Source organism: Pseudomonas sp. YQ_6 (genome assembly GCF_043103245.1).
Lineage (GTDB): Bacteria > Pseudomonadota > Gammaproteobacteria > Pseudomonadales > Pseudomonadaceae > Aquipseudomonas > Aquipseudomonas alloputida.
Map to the genome: position 1 here is coordinate 56,655 of NZ_JBICJR010000028.1, position 16,815 is coordinate 73,469.

20 protein-coding genes are annotated in these 16,815 nt (G+C 61.7%); 12 read left to right on the forward strand and 8 right to left on the reverse strand.

What is annotated here, in order from left to right; genetic code table 11:
* Positions 1-51: 51 nt before the first annotated feature.
* Entirely contained in the window at positions 52-384 is a 333-nt protein-coding gene (locus ACF8FG_RS09075; protein ID WP_014589228.1) for a DOPA 4,5-dioxygenase family protein, read from the forward strand.
* A 119-nt stretch (positions 385-503) separates the two neighbouring features.
* Here the strand turns inward: ACF8FG_RS09075 and trpA are convergent, their stop codons facing one another.
* Positions 504-1,313, reverse strand: coding sequence for a tryptophan synthase subunit alpha (trpA, locus tag ACF8FG_RS09080; protein ID WP_014589229.1), 810 nt, complete (start codon positions 1,311-1,313; stop codon positions 504-506).
* A complete protein-coding gene (trpB, locus tag ACF8FG_RS09085) occupies positions 1,310-2,527 on the reverse strand; it encodes a tryptophan synthase subunit beta (RefSeq protein ID WP_004575268.1) in 1,218 nt (405 codons plus the stop codon). Before trpB ends, trpA begins: the two co-directional genes overlap by 4 nt.
* Before the next feature lie 110 nt (positions 2,528-2,637).
* Here trpB and ACF8FG_RS09090 point away from each other — a divergent pair, with 110 nt between their 5' ends.
* On the forward strand, positions 2,638-3,534 hold the full coding sequence (locus tag ACF8FG_RS09090; RefSeq protein ID WP_014589230.1) for a LysR family transcriptional regulator: 897 nt from the start codon (positions 2,638-2,640) through the stop codon (positions 3,532-3,534).
* On the opposite strand, the gene ACF8FG_RS09095 is transcribed toward ACF8FG_RS09090, so the two are convergent.
* Positions 3,531-3,854, reverse strand: coding sequence for a YqjD family protein (locus ACF8FG_RS09095; RefSeq protein ID WP_014589231.1), 324 nt, complete (start codon positions 3,852-3,854; stop codon positions 3,531-3,533). The two genes, ACF8FG_RS09090 and ACF8FG_RS09095, sit on opposite strands and share 4 nt — an antisense overlap.
* Positions 3,855-4,004: 150 nt before the next feature.
* On the opposite strand from ACF8FG_RS09095, the gene ACF8FG_RS09100 reads away from it, so the two are divergent.
* Positions 4,005-4,220 carry a dodecin gene (locus ACF8FG_RS09100; RefSeq protein WP_003253076.1) on the forward strand — a complete coding sequence of 72 codons (216 nt, stop codon included), beginning with the start codon at positions 4,005-4,007 and terminating at the stop codon, positions 4,218-4,220.
* Positions 4,221-4,320: 100 nt separating this feature from the next.
* The gene (locus ACF8FG_RS09105) at positions 4,321-4,542 is read left to right on the forward strand and encodes a DUF1161 domain-containing protein (RefSeq protein ID WP_003253075.1); all 222 of its coding nucleotides are present in this window, start codon (positions 4,321-4,323) and stop codon (positions 4,540-4,542) included.
* 72 nt (positions 4,543-4,614) lie between these two features.
* Here the strand turns inward: ACF8FG_RS09105 and ACF8FG_RS09110 are convergent, their stop codons facing one another.
* The gene (locus ACF8FG_RS09110) at positions 4,615-5,619 is read right to left on the reverse strand and encodes an LLM class flavin-dependent oxidoreductase (protein WP_318077347.1); all 1,005 of its coding nucleotides are present in this window, start codon (positions 5,617-5,619) and stop codon (positions 4,615-4,617) included.
* A gap of 152 nt (positions 5,620-5,771) precedes the next feature.
* Between ACF8FG_RS09110 and ACF8FG_RS09115 the strand changes: the two genes are divergently transcribed.
* A complete protein-coding gene (locus ACF8FG_RS09115) occupies positions 5,772-6,197 on the forward strand; it encodes an OsmC family protein (RefSeq protein WP_003253070.1) in 426 nt (141 codons plus the stop codon).
* Positions 6,198-6,272: 75 nt separating this feature from the next.
* Positions 6,273-6,506: a DUF1161 domain-containing protein gene (locus tag ACF8FG_RS09120; protein WP_003253067.1), complete on the forward strand. Its 234-nt coding sequence runs from the start codon at positions 6,273-6,275 to the stop codon at positions 6,504-6,506.
* Between the two features lie 35 nt (positions 6,507-6,541).
* Here ACF8FG_RS09120 and ACF8FG_RS09125 read toward each other — a convergent pair whose 3' ends face one another.
* Together ACF8FG_RS09125 and ACF8FG_RS09130 are read right to left on the reverse strand one after the other, a co-directional pair.
* Positions 6,542-6,955, reverse strand: a complete 414-nt coding sequence (locus ACF8FG_RS09125) for a lipoprotein (RefSeq protein ID WP_010951495.1) — start codon at positions 6,953-6,955, stop codon at positions 6,542-6,544.
* Between the two features lie 55 nt (positions 6,956-7,010).
* A complete protein-coding gene (locus tag ACF8FG_RS09130) occupies positions 7,011-7,424 on the reverse strand; it encodes a hypothetical protein (RefSeq protein ID WP_003253063.1) in 414 nt (137 codons plus the stop codon).
* 85 nt (positions 7,425-7,509) lie between these two features.
* Between ACF8FG_RS09130 and ACF8FG_RS09135 the strand changes: the two genes are divergently transcribed.
* Positions 7,510-8,583 (forward strand): aminopeptidase, encoded by a 1,074-nt coding sequence (locus tag ACF8FG_RS09135; protein ID WP_318077349.1) that lies wholly within the window; start codon positions 7,510-7,512, stop codon positions 8,581-8,583.
* Between the two features lie 109 nt (positions 8,584-8,692).
* Here the strand turns inward: ACF8FG_RS09135 and ACF8FG_RS09140 are convergent, their stop codons facing one another.
* Positions 8,693-9,343, reverse strand: coding sequence for an HAD family hydrolase (locus tag ACF8FG_RS09140; RefSeq protein WP_014589235.1), 651 nt, complete (start codon positions 9,341-9,343; stop codon positions 8,693-8,695).
* A gap of 121 nt (positions 9,344-9,464) precedes the next feature.
* Complete coding sequence (locus ACF8FG_RS09145) at positions 9,465-10,013, reverse strand: gamma carbonic anhydrase family protein (RefSeq protein WP_014589236.1); 549 nt, start codon at positions 10,011-10,013, stop codon at positions 9,465-9,467.
* Between the two features lie 66 nt (positions 10,014-10,079).
* Between ACF8FG_RS09145 and prlC the strand changes: the two genes are divergently transcribed.
* The 5 genes from prlC to ACF8FG_RS09170 all read left to right on the forward strand — a co-directional run bounded on the left by prlC (position 10,080) and on the right by ACF8FG_RS09170 (position 16,715).
* Positions 10,080-12,167, forward strand: a complete 2,088-nt coding sequence (gene prlC, locus ACF8FG_RS09150) for an oligopeptidase A (RefSeq protein WP_019436839.1) — start codon at positions 10,080-10,082, stop codon at positions 12,165-12,167.
* Positions 12,164-12,445: a YheV family putative zinc ribbon protein gene (locus ACF8FG_RS09155; protein ID WP_010951500.1), complete on the forward strand. Its 282-nt coding sequence runs from the start codon at positions 12,164-12,166 to the stop codon at positions 12,443-12,445. Before prlC ends, ACF8FG_RS09155 begins: the two co-directional genes overlap by 4 nt.
* 123 nt (positions 12,446-12,568) lie before the next feature.
* Positions 12,569-14,563, forward strand: a complete 1,995-nt coding sequence (locus ACF8FG_RS09160) for a M3 family metallopeptidase (protein WP_014589238.1) — start codon at positions 12,569-12,571, stop codon at positions 14,561-14,563.
* Positions 14,564-14,633: 70 nt separating this feature from the next.
* Complete coding sequence (locus ACF8FG_RS09165; protein ID WP_019436841.1) at positions 14,634-15,692, forward strand: PA0069 family radical SAM protein; 1,059 nt, start codon at positions 14,634-14,636, stop codon at positions 15,690-15,692.
* A 303-nt stretch (positions 15,693-15,995) separates the two neighbouring features.
* On the forward strand, positions 15,996-16,715 hold the full coding sequence (locus tag ACF8FG_RS09170) for a carbonic anhydrase (RefSeq protein ID WP_003253046.1): 720 nt from the start codon (positions 15,996-15,998) through the stop codon (positions 16,713-16,715).
* Positions 16,716-16,815: the final 100 nt, after the last annotated feature.

Consider the following 16,815-nt stretch of genomic DNA (forward strand, 5'->3'; position numbering starts at 1 on the left):
GCATCACTCCCGTTGCAGGTGGTGATGGTTGGACCGCAATCAGGAGTTATCGTGCAGAGGATCAAGGGTTACCACGCCCACGTTTATTACGACGCAGCCACCATGGAGCAGGCCCGCGAACTGTGCGAGGAGGCCGCGCGGCTGTTCCCCGTGACCATGGGGCGCATGCATCAGAAACCGGTTGGGCCGCATCCGGACTGGAGTTGCCAGCTGGCGTTCGGGCCCGAGGTGGTGGGGGTGGTTTTGCCTTGGCTGGCGCTGTACCGCAAGGGCCTGGTGGTATTCATGCACCCGGAAACCGGGGATGAACTGGCAGACCACCGGGATCATGCCATCTGGATGGGAGCCGTGCGGCCATTGAATCTGGCGGTTTTTGGGGGCTAGGCGGGGTAGCCTGTGCCAGCCTATTCGCGGGTGAACCCGCTCCTACAACGATATCGCAGAGCCAGAGGGTGGCGCTGGCCCCGTAGGAGCGGGTTTACCCGCGAAGCAGACGACGCGGTTTAACGGCGTGCGCCACGCACCCCTTCAGCCAATGCCGAGCACAGGCTCAATACATCGCTCACCGCCTGATCGGCGCTTTTGGCTTGGGCGATCTTGTCGACCAGTGCCGAGCCAACCACCACACCATCCGCCAAGCGGGCAATGTTCGCAGCCTGTTCCGGCGTGCGAATGCCGAAGCCAACGCTGATCGGCAGATCGGTATGCCGGCGCAGGCGGGCAATGGCTTCGGTCACATGCTCGGTGGTCGCCGAACCGGCACCGGTCACACCAGCCACCGACACGTAGTAGACGAACCCGGAGCTGCGCTCCAGCACGCGTGGCAGGCGCGCGTCGTCGGTGGTCGGGGTGGTCAGGCGGATGAAGTCGATGCCTGCGGCCTGGGCCGGGGTAGCCAGTTCGGCATCGTGCTCTGGCGGAAGGTCGACGATGATCAGGCCATCGACGCCCGCTTCCTTGGCTTGAGCCACGAACGTGTCCACGCCAAAGCGGTGGATAGGGTTGTAGTAACCCATCAGCACGATCGGCGTGGTCTGGTTATCCACACGGAATTCGCGAACCATCTGCAGGGTCTTGGCCAAGGTCTGGCCAGCTTCAAGGGCGCGCAGGGTGGCCAGCTGGATGGCCACGCCATCGGCCATCGGGTCGGTGAACGGCATGCCCAGCTCGATCACGTCGGCACCAGCAGCCGGCAGGCCCTTGAGGATCTGCAACGAGGCGTCGTAGCCCGGGTCGCCAGCTGTTACGAAGGTGACCAGTGCCGAGCGGCCTTCGGCCTTCAGCTCGGCGAAGCGTTGTTCAAGACGGCTCATGCGTGTTTCTCCTGGGCGGCCATGTGGTTCATGACGGTTTGCATGTCTTTGTCGCCGCGGCCCGACAGGCACACGACCATCAGGTGGTCCTTGGGCAGCTTCGGTGCGCGCTTGATCGCTTCGGCCAAGGCGTGGGAGCTTTCCAGGGCTGGGATGATGCCTTCCAGTCGGCACGTTGCGTGGAACGCATCCAATGCTTCGTCGTCGGTGATGCTGACGTACTCGACGCGCTTCACCTCATGCAGATAGGCGTGCTCCGGGCCGATGCCCGGGTAGTCCAGGCCTGCGGAAATCGAGTGGGCATCGGTGATCTGGCCGTCTTGGTCCTGCAACAGGTATGTGCGGTTGCCGTGCAACACGCCCGGTACGCCACCGTTCAGGCTGGCGGCATGTTTGTCGGTGTGTACGCCGTGGCCACCGGCTTCAACGCCGATGATCTGCACGCTCGGCTCTTCGAGGAATTCATGGAACAGGCCCATGGCATTGGAGCCGCCGCCGACGCAGGCAACCAGGCTGTCTGGCAGACGGCCTTCCTTCTCTTGCAACTGGGCACGGGTTTCTTTGCCGATGATCGACTGGAAGTCACGGACCATGGCGGGGTACGGGTGTGGGCCAGCCACGGTGCCGATCAGGTAGAAGGTGTCTTCGACGTTGGTAACCCAGTCACGCAGGGCTTCGTTCATGGCGTCTTTCAGGGTGCCGGTGCCGGCGGTAACCGGCACGATCTCGGCGCCCAGCAGCTTCATGCGGAACACGTTGGCCTGCTGGCGCTCGATGTCGGTGGCGCCCATGTAGATCACGCAAGGCAGCCCGAAGCGCGCGGCGACAGTGGCGGTGGCGACACCGTGCATGCCGGCGCCTGTTTCGGCGATCAGGCGCTTTTTGCCCATGCGCTTGGCCAGCAGCACCTGGCCGATGCAGTTGTTCACCTTGTGCGCGCCGGTATGGTTGAGCTCTTCACGCTTGAAGAAAATCTTCGCCCCGCCGCAATGCTCGGTCAGGCGCTCGGCGAAGTACAGCGGGTTGGGGCGGCCGATGTAGTCGCGCTGAAAGTAAGCCAGCTCTTCAAGGAACTTGGGGTCTGCCTTGGCCGCTTCGTATTCGCGGGCCAGGTCCAGCACCAGTGGCATCAGGGTTTCGGCCACGTAGCGGCCGCCGAACGAGCCGAACAGGCCATTGGCATCGGGGCCGGGGCGGTATTGGGACTGGGTCATGGGGCGCTCCAAGGCGTAGTGAATGAGTGATGGGCTTTACTCTAACCACGGCAAGCTCGGCTGAAAACCGATAAGATTGCGTAAACTTGTCAGAAAAACTCACAGGTAAAATGGCCCACGACCTCCCTCCCCTCAATGCCCTGCGCGCCTTCGAGGCTGCAGCCAGGCTGAACAGTGTCAGCCAGGCGGCGGAAGCGCTGCACGTCACTCACGGCGCTGTCAGCCGGCAGATCAAGGTGCTTGAGGAGCATCTGGGCGTAGCCCTGTTCGTCAAGGACGGGCGTGGCATCAAACTCACAGATGCCGGTATGCGTCTGCGCGATGCCAGCGGTGAGGCCTTCGACCGGCTGCGCAGCGTGTGTTCCGAGCTCAGCCGTGATGTGAGCGAGGCGCCATTCGTGCTGGGCTGCTCGGGCAGCCTGCTGGCGCGATGGTTTATCCCGCGGCTGGGGCGGTTGCAGGCGGATTTGCCTGAGCTGCGCTTGCACCTGTCGGCGGGTGAGGGCGACCTTGACCCGCGGCGGCCTGGGCTGGATGCGTTGCTGGTGTATGCCGAGCCACCGTGGCCAGCGGACATGCAGGTGCATGTGCTGGCCGAGGAATGCATCGGGCCGGTGCTCAGCCCGCATTTCGCAGGCTTCCAGCGCTTGCAGGGCGCGCCCGCCAAGGCACTGCTGGGCGAAGCCTTGCTGCACACCACTTCACGCCCACAAGCCTGGCCGACCTGGGCGGTGCAACAGGGCCTGGACCCGGCGGCCATTCACTATGGCCAGGCCTTCGAGCACTTGTATTACCTGTTGGAGGCTGCCGTGGCCGGATTGGGCGTGGCGATAGCACCGCAGCCGCTGGTCGCCGATGACCTGCGGGCGGGCCGTTTGAGTGCGCCTTGGGGCTTTTCACCTACCCAGGCGGCGCTGGCATTGTGGGTGCCACGGCGCGCCGCAGACGGGCGCGCCGAGCAGTTGGCGCAGTGGTTACGGGCGGAACTTGCGCGGCAGAGCGCTTAGTTTCGCTTGCATATCAGGTAGGCCGCCAGCAGGCCCAGCGCACCAATGGCCACACCGGCGGTGGTGTATGGGTGTTCCTGAGCGTAGTCCCGGGTGGCTTTGCCGGTCTGGCGGGTACGCTGCTTCACTTCCTCGTACGCATCGCTCAGTAGGCTGCGCGAATGACGCAGTGCGCTTTCAGCGTTGCTGCGGATTGCCTTCACCGACTTCTGGGACTCTTCCGACGCATCATGCTTGAGGTTTTCCAAGCTTTTCAGAAGGCTCTCGATCTCCGCTTCCATGCTTTCCAGGGACGTTTTACGCAGCGAGTTGCGGTGCATGTTGACTCTCCTTTGCAGTATGGGCTGTAAGGATTGCGACCCTTGGGCTGCGTGAAAGTGCGATCGAACTTTCGCAGACAGTGACCGCTCGCAGGTAAACCAGGCCTGCGCTGCTAGGCTGAATCTCACTGTCACCCATGGAGAGCACTCATGACCGATCATCACACCTACAAGAAAATCGAACTGGTCGGGTCTTCGCCCACCAGTATCGAAGAGGCGATCAACAATGCTTTGGCCGAAGCCGGTAAAAGCATCAAGCACCTGGAATGGTTCGAAGTGGTCGATACCCGCGGCCATATCCGCGACAACAAAGCGGCGCACTTCCAGGTCACGCTGAAGGTCGGCTTCCGTATCGCCAATAGCTGAAACAACGTCGGGTTGTATGATCCCGGCGTGATGAGGTATTCAGAAAAGGGGCGCCTTGGTGGGGCCCCTTCTGATTTCATCTGCACAAGGAACGCGAGTGATGAACAAACTGATTCTGGCGCTGGGCCTGATGACCCTGGCCGGTGGTGCGCTGGCAGCGGGCAAACCGTGCGAGGAGCTGAAGGCGGAAATTGCGGCCAAGCTGGATGCCAAGGGCGTCACTGGCTACAAGCTGGAGATCGTCAAGAAAGGCGACCCGGCGGGCAAGGTCATTGGTAGCTGTGAGGCCGGGACCAAGGAGATTGTTTACCGCCGCGGCTGATGCGTTTGCCCTTTCGCGGACTTGCCCGCTTCCACAGTCAACCTATGGGAGCGGGCGAGCCCGCGACGAGGGTCACTCGGTCTTGAGGGCCTGCGCCATCAGCTCATATGACCGAATGCGGTCCGCATGCTCATACAGGTCACAGGTAAAGATCAGCTCATCTGCACCCGTCTGTTCCAGCAGCACTTCTACCTTGGCCTTTACCTTCTGCGGGCTGCCGATCATGGCCAGCCCCAGGAAGCTGCCCACCGTCTCTCGCTCATGGGGCAACCACAGCCCCTCCATGCTTTCCACGGGTGGCTTCTGCATCAGGCTCTGTCCACGAATCAGCGCCAGGATGCGCTGGTAGACCGAGGTGGCCAGGTATTCGGCCTTCTCGTCGGTCTGCGCCACCACCATGGGAATGCCCAGCATCACATACGGCTTGTCCAGCGTGGTCGAGGGCTTGAAATGGTTGCGATACACGCGAATGGCTTCGTGCATGTAGCGTGGCGCGAAATGCGAGGCGAAGGCGTAGGGCATGCCGCGCATGCCAGCCAGCTGGGCACTGAACAGGCTGGATCCCAGCAACCACATCGGCACGTCGGTGTCGTGCCCCGGTACGGCGATCACTTTTTGATCATCAGTGCGTGGCCCGAGGTAGCGCGAAAGCTCCTCGACATCGTCCGGGAAGTCGTCCGGGCCGCCAGCGCGGTCGCGTCGCAGGGCATAGGCCGTCATCTGGTCCGAACCCGGTGCACGGCCCAGGCCAAGGTCGATACGCCCCGGATACAGGCTGGCCAAGGTGCCGAACTGCTCGGCGATCACCAGTGGCGCATGGTTGGGCAGCATCACCCCGCCAGAGCCCACGCGAATACGTGAGGTGCCACCGGCCAGGTAGCCGATCAGCACCGATGTCGCCGAACTGGCGATGCCGTCCATGTTGTGGTGCTCGGCCACCCAGAAGCGGTTATAGCCAAAGCGCTCGACATGTTGCGCCAGGTCCAGCGAGTTGCGCAGCGATTGCGCGGGGCCAGCGTCGGCGCGTACGGGCACCAGGTCCAGGGTGGAAATCTTCAGGTCACGCAGCTGCGTCATGGAGCCTCCGCAAAAGTGATTGGCCAGAGGCCTTTTTGACTCTGTATGGGCGCGTTCGTTGGATTCAATGCCTGCAAGCATATTGCGCTGAACTTGCGGCAGGCGGCAGGCCTCTGAACCCTAGGTAAGCAACCCAGTGACCAGGAGGCATCATGAAAAAGACAGCATCGGCGATCTGGCAAGGTGGCCTGAAGGATGGAAAAGGTCTGCTTTCTACCGAAAGCGGCGCACTCAAGCAGAACCCTTATGGCTTCAACACACGTTTCGAGGGCACGCCCGGCACCAACCCGGAGGAGCTGATTGGCGCGGCCCATGCTGGTTGTTTCTCGATGGCGCTATCCATGATGCTCGGCGAGGCGGGGCTTACTGCAGAGCGGATCGACACCGCTGCAGAGGTGACGCTCGACAAGCAAGCTGACGGTTTTGCCATTACCGCGGTGCATCTGGTGCTCAGGGCCAAGGTACCTGGGGCCAGCGAGGCTCAATTCCTGGAGATTGCCAACAAGGCGAAGGAAGGCTGCCCGGTGTCCAAGGTTTTGAATGCGAAGATCAGCCTGGATGCGGCGTTGGTGGGCTGAAACGGTGCAATGGTGGTGGTTTGCTGTAGTCTAAAGAACGTCGGCAGCGCCACTGCCCTTTCCAGGAGCCGTTCCATGATTCGCGTAGCTATCGCTGTGTTGGCTTCCCTTGTCGCCACGTCTGCGCTGGCGGCCGTCAAGCCATGCGAAGAGCTGAAAACCGAGATCGAGGCCAAGATCCAGGCCCAAGGGGTTTCGTCCTATACGCTGGAGATCGTGCCCAACAGCGAGGTCAAGGACCAGAACATGGTCGTTGGGACCTGCGATGGCGGGACGAAGAAGATCATTTATCAGAAGAACGATCGATAAGCATCAGGGCCCGGGGCTGCGAAGCAGCCCCACATTCACGGGATGCAGAACACTTCGCTAGGCTCGTTCACCACCACCTTGCGGTTGGCGTCATACAGCAGCACCTGCGGCTCCATCACCGGCGCCCGCGCTTCCAGGCGATAGCGCTCGCCGGCCTTGAAGTTGTCAAAGCGGACGGTCAGGTAGCAGGTTCGGTCCCTGGGTTGTGACATGAGGCCGCCCGAGTAGATTTCATAATCGAAGCGCACCACCAGTTCATGCTTGCCCGGTGTCACCTGAAAGTAACGGCCATCGTCCAGGCGCTTGCCGTCGAGGCGGTCGGCCATGATCACCCGACCGGGGGTCATGGTGTATAGATCGACCCAGGCCTGCTTGGGGTCGACTGGCGGCAAGGGGCTGGCGCAAGCCCCCAGTGTACTGAGGGCGATCAGCATCATGGGCTGGCGCATGGCAAAACTCCCACTTGCGATTTACAAGTAACAAGCATAGCGCCGTTTGTGCGGTTCAGGTGCGCTGACAACCCGCCGGCAGCCCTTGACCCAGCAGTTTTTGCTGGTGGTCGTAGAGTTTTATCCAAGGGCGAAAGCCAATGCTGCCGGCTTGCAGCTGATAACGCTGCCCGGCGCTGAAGTCCTTGAAGGTCAGCTTGACCTGGCAATCGCGCCACAATGGCTCCTCGACGGGGCCGATATTGCTGGGGTTAACCGGAAACTGATAGCGCACGGTCAGTTCGTGGCTGCCGGGTTGAACCTCGAAATAGCGGCTGTCAGCCCAGTCACGCTCATCTACCTGCACGGCGTCCAGCGACGTATTGTCGTAGCGGGTGAGGTCGATCCAGGCCTGGTTCGGGTCTGGGTCTGGCAATGTTGAACAGGCAGAGATCAACAACAGTGATCCGGCGACCAATAATGCGCGCATGGCGAAACTCCCCCTTGGCGAGATAGTCTTGGAGCGAAATGGTCTTGAGCGAGTCAGACAGTCCCGGATGCTTCGACTTTTTCTTATGCAGCGCTCAGGCCTTGGGGCACTCGACCGCATTTTCACCCGTTTGGTTCCGCTGGTTGCGGCGCTCCTGCTGAACGGTTGCAGCAATGTCGCCTACTATGGGCAGCTGGCCCAGGGCCAGTGGCAGTTGCTGAGGGCACGGCAGCCTGTAGAGCAGGTATTGGCCGACCCTGCTACCCCTGCCCCCTTGCGCGCGCACCTGCAACAGGCCGAACAGGCGCGGGCGTTTGCCAGCCAGCAATTGAAACTGCCAGACAACCGCAGCTACCGGGTATACGCCGACCTTGGCCGCCGCTACGTGGTGTGGAATGTGTTCGCCACGCCCGAGTTGTCGTTGCAACCGGTAACGCACTGCTTTCCGATTGCCGGGTGCGTGGCGTACCGCGGCTACTACCAGCAAGGCGCGGCGCGAGGCGCTGCGGCGTTGATGCGTCAGGATGGCCTGGATGTGTACGTGGGCGGCGTGGAAGCTTATTCGACCCTGGGTTGGTTCGATGACCCGATTTTGTCGTCGATGGTGGGCTGGGGCGATGAGCGCCTGGCTATGTTGATCTTTCATGAATTGGCCCACCAGCGCTTCTATGTGCAGGACGATACCGAGTTCAATGAGTCGTTTGCCTCGTTCGTCGAGCAGGAAGGCACGCGGCAATGGCGTGCGGCGCGCGGGCTGGCGGCGGTTGGCGGGGATCAGGGAAAGCAGCGCGACCAATTTATCCGCCTGGTGTTGGCCAGCCGTGAGCGATTGCAGGCGATTTATGCGGGGCCGTTGGATGATGCACACAAGCGTCGGGCCAAGCAGGCCGAGTTTGAGCGTTTGAGGCGTGAATACCGGCAGGTGCGTGATGGCCAGTGGGGTGGTGACAAGCGCTATGACGCCTGGATGTATGGGCCGATGAATAATGCCAAGTTGTTGCCGTTCGGGCTATATGACCAGTGGGTGCCGGCGTTTGCGGCGCTGTTTCGTGAGGTGGGGGGAGATTGGGTTCGGTTCTACGAGCGGGTCGCGCATTTGGGGCGGTTGCCGATTGAAGAAAGGAAAGCGGCGCTGCAGCGTCTGATGGTTAGCCTTTGAGATTTTGGGGCCGCTTTGCGGCCCATCGCGACACAAGGCCGCTCCCACAAAGGCCCTGCGCACGCCGCTCGAGGTGGGAGGGCCGGCTGCAAAGCAGCTCTGCTGGCGCTCAAGCCTTGCTAAAAGCCTGATGCAAATCGGCTACCGTGGCGAAGTGGAAAGCGGGTTCTTCTGCCATCAGCTCTTCCCGGCTGCCAAACCCGTATCCCACCGCGACAGCCTGCAGCCCGTTGCTGCGTGCGCCGATCAGGTCATGCTTGCGGTCCCCGATCATCAGGGTTTGCGCCGGGTCCAGCCCTTCTTCATCCAGCAAATGGCGAATCAGCTCGACCTTGTTGGTGCGCGTGCCGTCCAGTTCACTGCCGTAGATCACCTTGAAGTGATGATCGAAGGCGAAATGCCGGGCGATTTCGCGGGCGAACTCCCACGGTTTTGAGGTGGCAATGTACAGCGTGCGGCCCTGACCGTTCAGGGCCTCAAGCAACTCTGGCACACCTTCGAACACGAGGTTCTCGTATAGACCGGTCACGCGGAAGCGCTCCCGGTAGAAGTTCACCGCATCCCAGGCCTTGGCTTCGTCGAAGCTGTAGAACTGCATGAAAGCCTGCAGCAGGGGTGGGCCGATGAAGTGTTCGAGGCGGGCCAGGTCCGGTTCGTCGATGCCCAGCTTGGCCAGGGCGTACTGGATCGAGCGAGTGATGCCCAGGCGTGGGTCGGTCAGGGTGCCGTCGAGGTCGAAGAGGATGTTTTGCTGGTGCATGTACAGGGTTCCACTTGAGTGCTGCGTGGCCTTATTCGCGGGCATGCCCGCTCCCACAGGTACAGCGCAGGCCTTGAAGGGGCCACTCAACCTGCGGGGGCGTGCATGCCCGCGAATGCGGTCATTCAGGTTGATCGTAGCCTTCGGCCAGGTGCTGGTCCTTGAGCTTCACGTAGTTGCCGGCGCTGTAGGAGAAAAATGCGCGCTCCTTGTCGTTCAGCAGCCGGGCCTGTTTCACCGGGCTGCCCATGTACAGGTAGCCACTGACCAGGCGTTTGCCCGGCGGCACCAGGCTGCCGGCGCCAATGATTACTTCGTCCTCGACGATGGCACCATCCATGATGGTGCTGCCCATACCCACCAGGATACGGTTGCCCAGGGTGCAGCCATGCAGCATCACCTTGTGCCCGATGGTCACTTCGTCGCCGATGATCAGCGGGAAACCGTCCGTGTTGAAAGGCCCGGCGTGGGTAATGTGCAGCACGCTGCCGTCTTGCACGCTGGTGCGCGCGCCAATACGGATGCGGTGCATGTCGCCGCGCACCACGGTCAACGGCCAGACCGAACTGTCTTCACCGATCTCCACGTCGCCCAGCACCACCGCCGAACGGTCGACGAAGGCCCTGGGCCCAACTTTCGGAGTGTGTTGCTGGAAGCTGCGAATGGCCATGATAGCGTCTCTCATCTGTGCCGATAGGCAGGCTGCCTGCTGCGGTCGGCGTCGATTGTAATTAAGATGGGGCAGTGTTTCTTCTGCCAAGGTATCCAAACCGTGACTGCGAACAACCCGCTTCTGCAATCCCACGATCTGCCGCCCTTCTCGCAAATTCGTGCCGAACACGTGTTGCCGGCGATCGAAGCGATCCTGGCCGACAACCGTAAAGCCATTGCCGAGATCCTTGAAAAGCAGGGCAAGAACCCTACATGGGCCGGCCTGGTGCTGGCCATGGACGAACTGAACGACCGCCTGGGCGCCGCCTGGAGCCCGGTCAGCCACCTCAATGCGGTGTGCAACAGCGCCGAGCTGCGCGAGGCTTACGAGTCTTGCCTGCCAGCCCTGAGTGCCTACTCTACCGAACTGGGCCAGAACCGCGCGCTGTTCGAAGCCTACCAGGCGCTGATCGACAGCCCTGAGGCTGCCGGCTTCGACGTGGCGCAAAAGACTATCCTCGAGCACGCCCTGCGTGACTTCCGCCTGTCGGGTATCGACCTTCCGGCGGACAAGCAGCAGCGTTACGCCGAAGTGCAGAGCAAGCTCAGCGAGCTGGGCAGCCGTTTCTCCAATCAGCTGCTTGACGCCACCCAGGCCTGGACCAAGCATGTTACCGACGAAGCTGCGCTGGCCGGCCTGACCGATTCGGCCAAGGCGCAGATGGCCGCTGCCGCCCAGGCCAAGGGCCTGGACGGCTGGCTGATCACCCTCGAGTTCCCCAGCTACTACGCGGTGATGACCTACGCCAGCGACCGCGCCCTGCGCGAAGAGCTATACGCCGCCTACTGCACCCGCGCCTCCGACCAGGGCCCGAATGCCGGCCAGTTCGACAATGGCCCGGTGATGCGCGAAATCCTCGACCTGCGCCAGGAGCTGGCCGAACTGCTGGGCTACAAGAACTACGCAGAGCTGAGCCTGGCCACCAAGATGGCCGAGTCCAGCGACCAGGTGCTGAGCTTCCTGCGTGACCTGGCCAAGCGTTCCAAGCCGTTCGCCGCCCAGGACCTGCAACAGCTCAAGGCCTACGCTGCCGAACAAGGCTGCCCCGAGCTGGCCAGCTGGGACGCCGGCTACTTTGGCGAGAAGCTGCGCGAGCAGCGCTACAGCGTGTCGCAGGAAGCCCTGCGCGCCTACTTCCCGATCGACAAGGTGCTGGGCGGCCTGTTCAGCATCGTGCAGCGCCTGTACGGCATCGAAATCGCCGAGCTCAAGGGCTTCGACAGCTGGCACCCGGACGTACGCCTGTTCGAGATCAAGGAAAATGGTCAGCACGTTGGCCGTTTCTTCTTCGACCTGTACGCCCGCGCCAACAAGCGTGGCGGCGCCTGGATGGACGGCGCCCGTGACCGTCGCCGCACTGCCGGCGGCCAGCTGCAGAGCCCGGTGGCCAACCTGGTTTGCAACTTCACCCCGGCCGCGCCCGGCAAGCCCGCATTGCTGACCCATGATGAAGTCACCACCCTGTTCCACGAGTTCGGTCACGGCCTGCACCACATGCTGACCCGCATCGAGCATGCCGGCGTGTCCGGCATCAACGGCGTGGCCTGGGATGCGGTCGAGCTGCCAAGCCAGTTCATGGAAAACTGGTGCTGGGAGCCGGAAGGCCTGGCATTGATTTCTGGTCACTACGAAACCGGCGCCGCCCTGCCCCAGGACCTGCTGGACAAGATGCTGGCCGCGAAAAACTTCCAGTCGGGCATGATGATGGTGCGCCAGCTGGAGTTCTCGCTGTTCGATTTCGAGCTGCATGCGAGCCATGGCGACGGCCGCAGCGTATTGCAGGTGCTCGAAGGTGTGCGTGACGAGGTGTCGGTCATGCGCCCGCCGGCTTACAACCGCTTCCCCAACAGCTTTGCGCACATTTTCGCGGGCGGTTACGCGGCGGGCTACTACAGCTACAAGTGGGCCGAAGTGCTGTCGGCTGACGCCTTCTCGCGCTTCGAGGAAGAAGGCGTGCTGAACGCCGAGACCGGCCGCGCCTTCCGCGAGGCGATCCTGGCCCGTGGTGGTTCGCGCGAGCCGATGGAGCTGTTCGTCGACTTCCGTGGCCGTGAGCCTTCCATCGATGCATTGCTGCGCCACAGTGGTCTCACCGAGGACGCTGCAGCATGAGTGAGGTAGCTGTGAACAAGACCAAGAAGCGCTTCATTGCCGGTGCCGTGTGCCCGGCGTGCAGCGAGCCGGACAAGCTGATGATGTGGAACGAAGACGGCGTACCGCACCGCGAGTGTGTGGCTTGCGGCTTTACCGACACCCTCAACGAGCAGGGCTTGTCGGTGCCGAAGGAACTGGGCACCCGGGTCAACCACCTGGCGCCGAAAGCCGCGCCGGCCAAGGTGCAAACCGTGCAGTTCTTCCCGAATCCGAAGCTGAAAAAACCGGCTGAATAAAGCTGTCGTGCCGCCCGGGTGCAATGCCCGGGCAGGCCTGTACAGGTGTTAGATAGTCAGGCCACCTGGCGCACGTTGGCCCTGCAAGCTCTCCTGCTCCTACTACGAGCAAGGTGACGCGCCATGGACAACCCACTTCTGCAAAATAGCCATATCCCCGTTGATTACTCTTCAATCACCCTTGAGAACATGCAGGCGGCGTTCGATCACGTGCTGCTGGCACACGAGAAAGGGGTCGAACGCATCATCCTTGATCAGCGGGCCATGCCCACCTGGGATGACATGGTGCTGGCCGTAGATGAGCTGGATAGCCGGCTGCTGGCAGTGCTGTATGGCGCCTCACCACTGGTCGGCCGGGACATGGACTGGGCCAACGCCATCACCGATGTCTACGGTAGAGCGACGGCACGCTTCGAACAGAAATTCGCCAACAGTGGGCTGCATGATTTGTATGAGCGCTTGGCCAAGAGTGACATCGGCAAGCAACTGGACGCCGGGAAGCGCGCCACCTTGCGTTGGCACCTGGACAAGTTCGTCGCTAGCGGGGCGTTACTCGACACCGCAGGCAAAGCGCGTCTGGCAGACCTTCAGGCGCAGATTGGCACTGCACGCAAGGCGTTTCGCAGCAACATCTACCGGCCAGGCCTGAGTATCACCGATGAAGCCGAGCTGAGCGGCATCCCACAGCGGGTACGCGACGAACTGGCTGCACGAGCAAAAGAAGCAGGTAAGCAGGGGTGGTTGATTGCCTGTGACACGGTGACTACTAGTGAGGTGCTCAAGCATGCTGACAGCCGACAGCTCCGTGAGCGTGTGTACCGGGCTTTTCACGCCCGTGGCGTCAGCCATGATCCGCAACAGGACAACCGCTCGCATCTGCAGCGACTGGCGCAATTGCTTGAGGAGAAGGCCCTGCTGCTCGGTTTTCCCAGCCATCTGGAGCAGAGCTTGCAGGTAAAGAGTGCGGGTTCGGTAGCGCATGTGTGCGGCTTTCTCCACGATCTGGCCGATCATGTGCGACCCGCCATGTTGCAGTGGCGTTCGCAGGTGGAGGGCCGTGCTGCCGAGCAGGGCTTGGGGAAACCCCAACCCTGGGATTTCGAGTACCTGCAGCGTGCTTCGCGCAGTGAGTTTCCTACCGCAGCGCTGCGCGATTACTTCCCGCTGAATACCGTTGTCAGTGCGTTGCAGCAATTGGCGCAGAAGCTGTTTGGTGTAGTGCTGCAGCCCAAAGCGCTGGCTGCCTGGGATGACAGCGTGCAGCCGTTCGAGGTGTGGCAGGACAGTGCTTTCATTGGTTTTTTGTATCTGGATGCCGTGCAGCACGCAGGCAAGCAGCCAGACGCGGTGTTCACCACCTACGTAAGGAATCGCCGGGTCGATGCAGAGGGTATCTACCACGCAGCCTCGGTGGTAGTTTTCAGTGATGTGCCGCAAGCGCCGCCCGGTTTCCAGCCGTTGCTCGACCACCTGTCATTGCGCAAGCTTTTCCATGAATTCGGCCATGCCCTGCACCACTTGCTGGTGCGTACGACGAACCACGTCATGTCCAACGTGACCGAGCTGGGCACCGATGGTGTGGAGTTGTTCGGCAAGCTGTTCGAGCGTTGGGTCTGGGATGCGGACTACCTGGTGGCGATCTCGGCGCACGCGCGCGATGGCAGCCAATTAACCCGCAAGCAGGCCGATAAGTGCCTGCAGCAGCTGCGGCAGCGGGGCGTAGAGGAAATCGCGCGTCATCTGAGCCTGGCGCTGTTCGACATGGACCTGCATGCCACTCCAAACGATGGCAGGTCCTTTGAACAGCGGTTGGGTAATGCCCGCGAGCGTTGTGGCTACTGGCCGCTCGCTGATTTCGAACATCCGGCGCACGCCTTCGACCATCTTGTGGACGGCTACGATGCTGGTTACTACGCCTACTTGTGGTCGGATGTGCATGCCTTCGATCTGTTCACCCGCTTCGAGGCCGAGGGCCTGTTGAACCGGGCCACGGGACGGGCACTGCAGGAAGCGCTGTTCGCCCCAGGGGCATCGCGTCCGTTGCGCGAAGGCATCGAGGCGTTCCTTGGTCGGCAATCGAACCAGGCAGCGTATCTCCGCTGGCATGGCCTGAAGTAGTCAGACCAGAGGTGCTGGTAAGATCCCGGTATGCACGATACTGTATATGAATACAGTATCCGGGTGAGCCATGATTCCTCCAGCACCGCAAAAGGGCCGTGGCACGGCGCACAACCCACACAACCGCTTTGCCCCTGGTCGTTCGGTGGCGGAGGACGACGGCTGGTACCAGGAAGTGCCGCAAACCCAGGGCACCGAGGTGCGGATCGAGACAGCCAAGTCGGTGATTAGCCGCAACACCTCCCCCGACCTGCCCTTCGATCGCTCCATCAACCCTTACCGTGGCTGCGAGCATGGTTGCATCTACTGCTATGCCCGCCCCTCACATGCCTACTGGGACCTTTCTCCTGGCCTGGATTTCGAGACCAAGCTGATCGCCAAGACCAACGCCGCCGAGGTGCTGGCACAGCAGTTGAGCAAACCGGGCTACGTGTGCGCGCCAATCAATCTGGGCTCCAACACTGACCCGTACCAGCCTATCGAGCGGGAACAGCTACTGACCCGGCGCTTGCTTGAAGTGTTACTGCGTTTTCGTCACCCGGTGACCATCGTCACCAAGGGTTCGCTGGTGCTGCGCGACCTCGACCTGCTGGCCGAGATGGCCCGCCAGCGCCTGGCACGGGTGATGATCAGCCTGACCACGCTGGACGATGACCTCAAACGGGTGCTCGAACCCCGAGCGGCCTCACCCGGTGCGAGGTTGAGGGCCATCCGGGTATTGCGTGAAGCGGGCGTACCGGTGGGTGTTTTGTGTTCGCCGATGATTCCGATGATCAACGACAGTGAGCTGGAACGCCTGTTGGAGGCTGCCAAGGAGGCCGGTGCGCAAAGTGCGGCGTACATGATGCTGCGGCTGCCGCTGGAGGTGGCGCCGTTGTTTGAGCAGTGGTTGCAGGATCATTACCCGCAGCGGGCAGCGCATGTGTTGAGCCTGATCCGCCAGAGCCGTGGTGGCGAGCTGTATGACAGCCGGTTCGGTGTGCGCATGCGTGGTGAAGGGGTGTTTGCCGAGTTGCTGGCGCAGCGCTTTGCCAGGGCAATGAAACGGCTGGACTTCGAAGGGCGAGATGCGCAGGCGCTGGATTGCTCGGCGTTCTGCCCGCCGGGTGGGCAGATGGCGCTGTTCTGACATGCACCCGCCCCACCAAGGGCTGCGCATTGCTCACAACACAACTAATAACAACCAATAATTGCGCTAATACATATTGGCAGCTGATGTTTTTTTGCTATTATCCAGTTCCCGCCTTTTTCATCTGGAACGCCCGTTCTAGAGCCTTCGAATTAAGTTTCAGTTAAGTTTTCCCCGCTAGCGTAGGTAACAAGTCCACACCGACTGTGATCTATGGCCCGTGCGTGTCATCTAAAACCCTGCATAGCCTGAATCTTTCACCGGTAAAATGGATTTACCTACACACCGTCAAGAGGATGAATCATGCCCGTCAAGGACCCATCCAAGGTCGTACCGCAGGTCCCCGCGGAAAGCGCCGATGCTGCCCTCAAGCACATCGTCGACGGCTTCCTGCGCTTTCACCATGATGTTTTCCCCGATCAGCAAGAGCTGTTCAAGAAGCTCGCCACCGCGCAAACACCACGCGCCATGTTCATCACCTGTGCCGATTCGCGCATCGTTCCCGAGCTGATCACCCAGAGCTCGCCAGGCGACCTGTTCGTGACCCGTAACGTGGGTAACGTGGTACCGCCTTATGGCCAGATGAACGGCGGTGTTTCCAGCGCCATCGAGTACGCCGTAATGGCGCTTAAAGTTCACCACATCATCATCTGTGGCCACTCCGACTGTGGCGCCATGCGTGCGGTACTCAATCCGCAGTCGCTGACCAAGATGCCTACCGTTGGCGCCTGGTTGCGCCACGCTGAAGTGGCCCGCACCGTGGTCGAGAACAACTGCTCCTGCGGCAGCGAACACGAGACGATGCAAGTGCTGACCAAAGAGAACGTCATCGCCCAGTTGCATCACTTGCGCACCCATCCTTCGGTGGCCTCGCGCCTGGCGGCCGGTGAGCTGTTCATTCATGGTTGGGTGTACGACATCGAGACCAGCAAGATCGAAGCCTACGACGCCGCCAGCGACAGCTTCCTGCCCTTGGCCGCGGGTGAACCCGTTCCCTGCGCCACTCCGAGAGGCCGCTACTAAGCGACCCGTCCGCTGCTAGAACCTTGATAGCCGGCTGCACCCTGCAGGGGTGTGGCACGGCATTCGGCTGCCTTGAATTCCCTGACTGCCCTGCCGGCGT